This is a genomic window from Brevundimonas sp. (assembly GCF_041648615.1).
Classification (GTDB): Bacteria; Pseudomonadota; Alphaproteobacteria; order Caulobacterales; family Caulobacteraceae; genus Brevundimonas.
The window spans coordinates 123,103-129,457 of the sequence record NZ_JBAZOS010000005.1; the positions used below are offsets into that span (position 1 = coordinate 123,103).

General features: G+C 70.9%; 5 protein-coding genes. 3 read left to right on the forward strand and 2 right to left on the reverse strand.

Translation table 11 applies throughout. The features are described from left to right. Window positions 1-30 precede the first annotated feature (30 nt). The 3 genes from WC555_RS04225 to WC555_RS04235 are packed head-to-tail and all read left to right on the forward strand — an operon-like array spanning window position 31 to window position 2,727. Window positions 31-759 (forward strand): DUF969 domain-containing protein, encoded by a 729-nt coding sequence (locus tag WC555_RS04225; protein WP_373251428.1) that lies wholly within the window; start codon window positions 31-33, stop codon window positions 757-759. Then, window positions 756-1,721: a DUF979 domain-containing protein gene (locus WC555_RS04230; RefSeq protein WP_373251431.1), complete on the forward strand. Its 966-nt coding sequence runs from the start codon at window positions 756-758 to the stop codon at window positions 1,719-1,721. The genes WC555_RS04225 and WC555_RS04230 overlap by 4 nt, the downstream gene beginning before the upstream one ends. Window position 1,722: 1 nt before the next feature. Further along, window positions 1,723-2,727 (forward strand): DUF2891 domain-containing protein, encoded by a 1,005-nt coding sequence (locus WC555_RS04235; RefSeq protein WP_373251433.1) that lies wholly within the window; start codon window positions 1,723-1,725, stop codon window positions 2,725-2,727. A gap of 35 nt (window positions 2,728-2,762) precedes the next feature. On the opposite strand, the gene WC555_RS04240 is transcribed toward WC555_RS04235, so the two are convergent. Next, window positions 2,763-3,668 (reverse strand): ROK family protein, encoded by a 906-nt coding sequence (locus WC555_RS04240; protein WP_373251434.1) that lies wholly within the window; start codon window positions 3,666-3,668, stop codon window positions 2,763-2,765. 122 nt (window positions 3,669-3,790) lie between these two features. Further along, the coding region (locus WC555_RS04245) for an autotransporter domain-containing protein (RefSeq protein WP_373251436.1) at window positions 3,791-6,355 on the reverse strand (2,565 nt) is incomplete at its 5' end.

The window sequence follows — 6,355 nt, forward strand, 5'->3', positions numbered from 1 at the left end:
GGCGCAACATCCGGCGGGGGAGAGAATCCAATGCTTGTGCTTCTGGGGATCGCGGTCGTCGTGCTGGGCTTCATCGCCCGCATCAATCCGCTGCTGGTCATTCTGCTCGCCGCGATCGTGACGGGGGTTGCGGCAGCGGTGGCGCCCGGCGTCGACGCCCGCGCCCTGGCGCAGGCGGCGGTCGACACCTTGGCGGCCTTCGGAAACGCCTTCAACGACAATCGGTATTTCCACATCACCTGGCTGGTGCTGCCCGTCATCGGCCTGCTGGAGCGGGCCGGCCTGCAGGAGCGGGCCCGGCTGCTGATCGCCCGGGTCAAGGCGGCGACGGCGGGTCGGCTTCTGATCAGCTATCTGCTGGTGCGGCAGGCGACATCGGCCCTGGGCCTGACCTCGCTGGGCGGGCACCCGCAGATGGTCCGGCCGCTGGTGGCGCCGATGGCCGAGGGCGCGGCCGAGGTCCAGGCCGGCGGGATCCTGCCCGACGCCCTGCGTTTCCGCATCCGCGCCATGTCCGCCGCCACCGACAACATCGGCCTGTTCTTCGGCGAGGACATCTTCATCGCCATCGGCTCCATCGTCCTGATGGTCGGCTTCCTCGAACAGGCGGGGATCATCGTCGAGCCCTTGCAGATGTCGGTCTGGGCCATCCCCACGGCCATCGCGGCCTTCGCCGTCCACGGCGCGCGGCTGCTGCTGTTCGATCGCTCGGTGCAGCGTGACATCGCGGCGGCGGCCGAAGCCGGAGCGGCGAAATGATCACCCTCGACCACGCCTATGTGCTGGTGGGGCTGATGTTCGGCGCCTTCGCCGTCCTGACGCTCGGCGACCGGGCCCATCCCACGCGCATCCGCAGCGCCCTCTTCTGGGGCCTGATCGCGGGGTCGATGCTGTTCGGCTCATGGCTGGGCGGACTGGGCAACGGCGTGCTGGTTCTGACCCTCGTGGCCGTCGGCGGGCTGAAGAAGCTGGGCGTCGGCCATCCGCCCACGACCACCCTGGAACAGCGCCGCGAGGGAGCCCTGCTTCGCGGCAACGCCCTGTTCATTCCGGCCCTGATCGTGCCCCTGGTCGCGGTGGGCGGCACCCTGGCGGCCAAGCATACCGGCGCGGGGGCCTGGCTGCTGTCCCCGACCCAGACGACCCTGATCGCCCTGGGCCTCGGCTGCGTCATCGCCCTGTTCGCCGCCATCGCCTGGCTGCGGCCGCCGGTGATGGCGCCGGTGCAGGAAGGCCGGCGGCTGATGGATTCCATCGGCTGGGCCGCCCTTCTGCCGCAGATGCTGGCCTCGCTGGGCGCGGTGTTTCTGGCGTCGGATGTCGGCGGCGTGGTCGGACAGCTGGTCAGCCAGGCGGTGCCCCTGACCTCGCCCCTCCTGGCCGTCGTGGTCTATTGCCTCGGCATGGCGCTGTTCACCGTCATCATGGGCAACGCCTTCGCCGCCTTCCCGGTGATGACCGCCGCGATCGGCCTGCCGTTCGTGGTCGTGCAGTTCGGCGGCAACCCCGCCATCGTCTGCGCCATCGGCATGCTGGCCGGATTCTGCGGGACGCTGATGACGCCCATGGCGGCCAATTTCAATGTGGTCCCGGCCAATCTGCTGGAGCTGCCGGATCGGGATTCGGCGCTGAACGGGGTCATCCGCGCCCAGATTCCGACCGCCCTGATCCTGCTGGGGATCAATATGGCGCTGATGTACGCCCTTGCTTTCAGGTTCTGAGATGACGCACAGCCTCGACGCCGCCACGGCCTCCCGTTTCGCCTCGGCGGCGCTGGGCCATGTCGCCCGGGAATATCCGAACAAGATGGACCACGTCCTGTCCGGGCCGGAGGATGTACAGGGGCCGCGCGCCCTGCACCCGATCTTCTTCGGCAGCTTCGACTGGCATTCCTGCGTCCACGGCTGGTGGACCCTGTTCACCTTGGCGCGGCTCTATCCAGACATGCCTGAGGCCGGGCGGATCCGGACGCTGGCCGACGACCTGTTCACGCCGGAGAATGTCGCCGCCGAGACCGCCTATCTGGACCGCCCGGGAAGCCGCGGCTTCGAGCGCCCCTATGGCTGGGCCTGGCTGCTGATGCTGGCGGCGGAGCTGGAGCGGCACGGGGACGGGCGGGCCGATACCCTGCGGCCCCTGGTGCTGGCCTTCGCCCGGCGGTTCACCGACTTCCTGCCGCTCGCCGACTACCCGGTGCGGGTCGGGACCCACTACAACACCGCCTTCGCCCTGCGGCTGACGCTCGACTACGCCGAGGGCGCCGGCGACGCCTCACTCGTCGCGCTGTGCCGGGATCGCACCCTGCGCTGGCATTCGGGCGACCGTGACTGTCAGGCCTGGGAGCCTTCGCAGGACGAATTCCTGTCGCCCGCCCTGATGGAGGCCGTGCTGATGCGGCGGGTGATGACGCCTGACGTCTTCGCGGAGTGGTTCGACGCCTTCCTGCCCCGGCTGGAGCAGGGCGAGCCCGCGACCCTGTTCCAGCCCGTCGGCGTCAGCGACCGGTCCGACGGCAAGATCGCCCATCTCGACGGGCTGAACCTGAGCCGGGCGTGGTGCTGGCGCGAGATCGCCTCGGCGCTGGACACCGGCGATCCCCGCCGCCCCATCGTTCTGGAAGCCGCGCGGGCGCATCTGGACGCCGCCCTGCCCCACGTCACCGGCGACTATATGGGCGAGCACTGGCTGGCCAGTTTCGCCCTGCTGGCCCTGCTGGCCGACGGTTAGAGAGGCCCGTTGAAGGGAACCGCCCGCGTCACGGCTCAGCGCCCGGACAGGGCGTCCTCCGCCAGGGCGATGGCGCCCAGGGGACCGGCGCGATCGCCCAGCCCCGGGGCCACGACGAAGGCCTCGATCCCCTCGACGATCGCGGGCGCCGCGCCATAGCCGTTCAGGCTGTGAACGAGCGCGGTCCGCAGCCGGGGAAGCAGGAAGGGTTGACCGCCGACCACCCCGCCCCCGATCAGGATCCGCTGCGGCGCCGTCGTCAGCACCAGATTGTGCAACAGGGCCGCCAGGGCGTGGACCACTTCGTTCCAGGCGGGATGGGAAGGCTCAAGCCGATCCCCCGGTTCACCCGCGCGAGCCTGGATCGCCGGACCCGAGGCCAGCCCCTCGACGCAATCCCCATGGTACGGACAGACGCCCGGCCAAGTCTCGCCGGCCAGGCGCGGGATGCGCAAATGCCCGGCCTCGGAATGTCCCAGACCGCGGACGGTGCGGCCTCGCACCACCGATCCGACGCCGACGCCCGTGCCCACGGTGACATAGGCGTAGCTGTCGAGACCGCGGGCCCCGCCCCACCGTCCCTCGGCGAGCGCCGCACCGTTGACGTCCGTGTCGAACCCGATCGGCGCGCCGAACCCGCGCAGCGGCGCCGGAACGTCGGCGCCGGTCCAGCCGGCCTTGGAGGTGTTGACGATACAGCCGTAACGGGGGGCGTCGGGATCGAGCTCCAGCGGGCCGAAACTGGCGACGCCGATGGCGGCGAACGCCTCCCGCTCATGCCAGCGCGCCAGCACGGCCTGGATGGCGGCGAGCGTTTCTTCCGGCGTGGTCGTCCCGATCCGGACTTCCTCGCGAATGTCGTCGGGCCCCGAGGCCAGCAGGCAGACGCATTTGGTCCCGCCCAGTTCGACTCCGGCCAGCAGGGGTCTCCGGTCTGACATCAGCCTCTTCCCGCGGCGTTCGGCATGGACTCAATCCATCGCCTGTCGCGGGACAACGCACAAGGTTCGCCAGGAACAGACGACGGCCCCCGCCCTTGCGGACGGGGACCTCGCACTGATGCTTACCAGCTGACCTTGAGCTTCACGCCGACCTGGTTGTCCTGCAGGCGTTCGCTGAACAGGCCGCGGTATCCGGCGGAGACGGTGACGCCATCGCCGGCGCCGACTTCCAGGCCGAACTCGGCGAGCCCGGCCAGCGGCGGGGTTTCAGCGCCCTCGACGATGAAGGTTCCGAAGCCCGTGGGCGCTCCGGAGAAGCGCATGTCGCCGGTCGCCTGACGGTCGCCCGCCGTGGCCATGACGCCTGCTCCGGCATAGATCCGGTAGCCTTGGCCGTTGACGCGATAGTCCTGCGTTCCGCGGGCGCTGAGCTGCAGCGACTGCCAGTCCCGCTCCATCCCCGAGGCCACCAGCGACAGGCCGCCGGCGCCGGTTTCGGTATAGCCGTCGACCGAGGCGTTGGACGCCGTACCGATGGCGCCGAGGGCGATCATGGTGTTGTCCGACACCTGGAAGCGGCGCGCCACGCTGGCCGAGAGCGACTGGCCCTCGACGTGGGTGTTGCCGATGGCCTGACCGCTGAAGGCGCCGATCGTGATGCCGCGACGGGTGTCCAGATCGCCGCCGTAGAAGGAGGCCGTCAGGTCCGCCGCCCAGGTTCCGTCATCGAAGGCGGCATAGCCCGCGGCATGCGACAGATCGCTTTCGTAGTGACCCTGACGCGAGGCGACGTCGCCTTCCAGACGGGTGACCCCGCCGGCCGCGCCCACGCTCATGGAGCCGTTGCGGACGCCATAGCCGCCGGCGAAGCCGTTCAGGCTGCTCTCGACCGTGGCCTGGCCCGGCTTGCCGTCCAGCGTCTGGTCGCCGGCGTAGGCCGAGACCCAGCCGCCCGCGCCGCGTCCCGTCGAAGCCGACGGATCGAAGGCGCCCAGCACGTCGCCGAGACGGTCGGCGCTGGTCTCGCGGCCGCCGGTGAAGCTCAGCCGGTCGACGAAGTTCAGCGCCTCGCCGCCGTCGTCCAGGCCGCTCAGCCCGCCGTCGCGCACCGCGGTCAGGAAGCTGTCGTTGGCGCTGAACAGCGAGGTGGTGACGTCCGCCAGCGGTTCACCGCTGATGCTGTCGAAGGCCGCGGCCTGGTCGGCGGGGCTGAGGCCGGCGATCAGGGCCAGGATGGCGGCCCAGTCGTCCGCCGCCGCCAGCTGGCCGCCCGACAGGGCCTGGCCGACCGAGCGCTGGTTGCCGGTGCCGGTCTCGCCCGGGTCGAAATTGGTCAGCTCGCGCAGTTCCAGCACCGCCGCGTTCGGGCTCAGGTCGTAGCGGACCCGCCAGAACAGGTTCTCCGGACCCGCCGCGGTGAAGCTTCCGCCGTTGGCGAAGGTCCCCACCAGATTGTTGGCCTGCAGGAACAGATAGCGGGTCGAGAAGTCGAAGTCCGTCGCCGCCGATCCCTGGAAGGTCGGCCTCAGAAGACCGCCTGTGAGGGTCGCCGCGCCGTTGATGCGCAGCTGGTCGATCCGGGCGCCGCCCGACTTGCCCAGCACGTCGATGGCCAGGGCGCCGCCGTTCAGCGTCAGGCCGCCGGCGATGAAGCCGCCGACCCCGTCCTGGACGCCGGCCAGGCCGGGCGACAGGATCGCGCCGTTGGAGGCCCTCAGGGCCCCGCCGATCGTGCCCGCCCCGGTCACGCTGCCGCCCGAGGCCGACAGGCCGCCGGTGGTCGCGCCGAGGAAGCGCAGCTCGCCGCCGGTGTTGCTGATCGAGGCGACGGTGTGATCGCCCATAAGGGTGAACAGGCCGCCGGTGTGGACCAGCGAGCCCGCGCCCGACAGACGTCCGCCGAAGCCGGACTCGACCCCGCCGAAGGTCAGGCTGCCCGCGCCGACGTTGACGTCGCCGGTTCCGTACAGGGCGCCGATGCGCTCGTTGAAGCCGTTGAGGGCGAAGGTCGCGCCCGTGGCCACCGAGACCGTGGCCGTATCCGACAGGCGCCCGGAGGCGCCGAGCCGCAGCGTGCCGGCGTTGAGCGAGATCTGCTCCGCCGCCGCCGTCCCGGTCAGGGTCGAAACCCCGCCCAGGTTGAACAGGGCTCCGGCGCCCAGGTTGGCGTTCACCGTCGCGCCGTTCAGCTGGTACTGGCCCGCCGTCAGCGTGCCCGTCCCCGCCAGCGTCCCGTTCAGCAGCGCCAGACCGACCGTGTCGTCAAAGGCGCCGAGGTCCAGGGTCGAACCCGAAGCCACAGAGACCGTGGCCGTATCGGCGAGACGGTCGGAGGCGCCCAGGCTCAACGTCCCGGCCTGCACGATCACATTGGCCGCGCCGCTGGTCCCGCTCAGCGTCGAGACGCCGCCGACATTGAACAGGTTCCCGGCGCCGAGGTTGGCGTTCACCGTCGCGCCGTTCAGGTCGTACTCGCCGGCCGTCAGCGTGCCCGCGCCCGCCAGCGTCCCGTTCAGCAACGCCAGACCGACCGTGTCGTCAAAGGCGCCGAGGTCCAGGGTCGAACCCGAGGCCACCGAGACCGTGGCGTTGTCCGCCAGACGGTTCGAGGCGCCGAGGCTCAGCGTGCCGGCCTGCACGATCACATTGCCCGCGCCGCTCGTCCCGTTGAGCGTCGAGGCGCCGCC

Bases quoted from the DNA above. Each gene is read 5' to 3' on its own strand.
- WC555_RS04225 (WP_373251428.1), top strand. From the start codon at position 31: ATGCTTGTGCTTCTGGGGATCGCGGTCGTCGTGCTGGGCTTCATCGCC.
- WC555_RS04230 (WP_373251431.1), top strand. From the start codon at position 756: ATGATCACCCTCGACCACGCCTATGTGCTGGTGGGGCTGATGTTCGGC.
- WC555_RS04235 (WP_373251433.1), top strand. From the start codon at position 1,723: ATGACGCACAGCCTCGACGCCGCCACGGCCTCCCGTTTCGCCTCGGCG.
- WC555_RS04240 (WP_373251434.1), bottom strand. From the start codon at position 3,668: ATGTCAGACCGGAGACCCCTGCTGGCCGGAGTCGAACTGGGCGGGACC.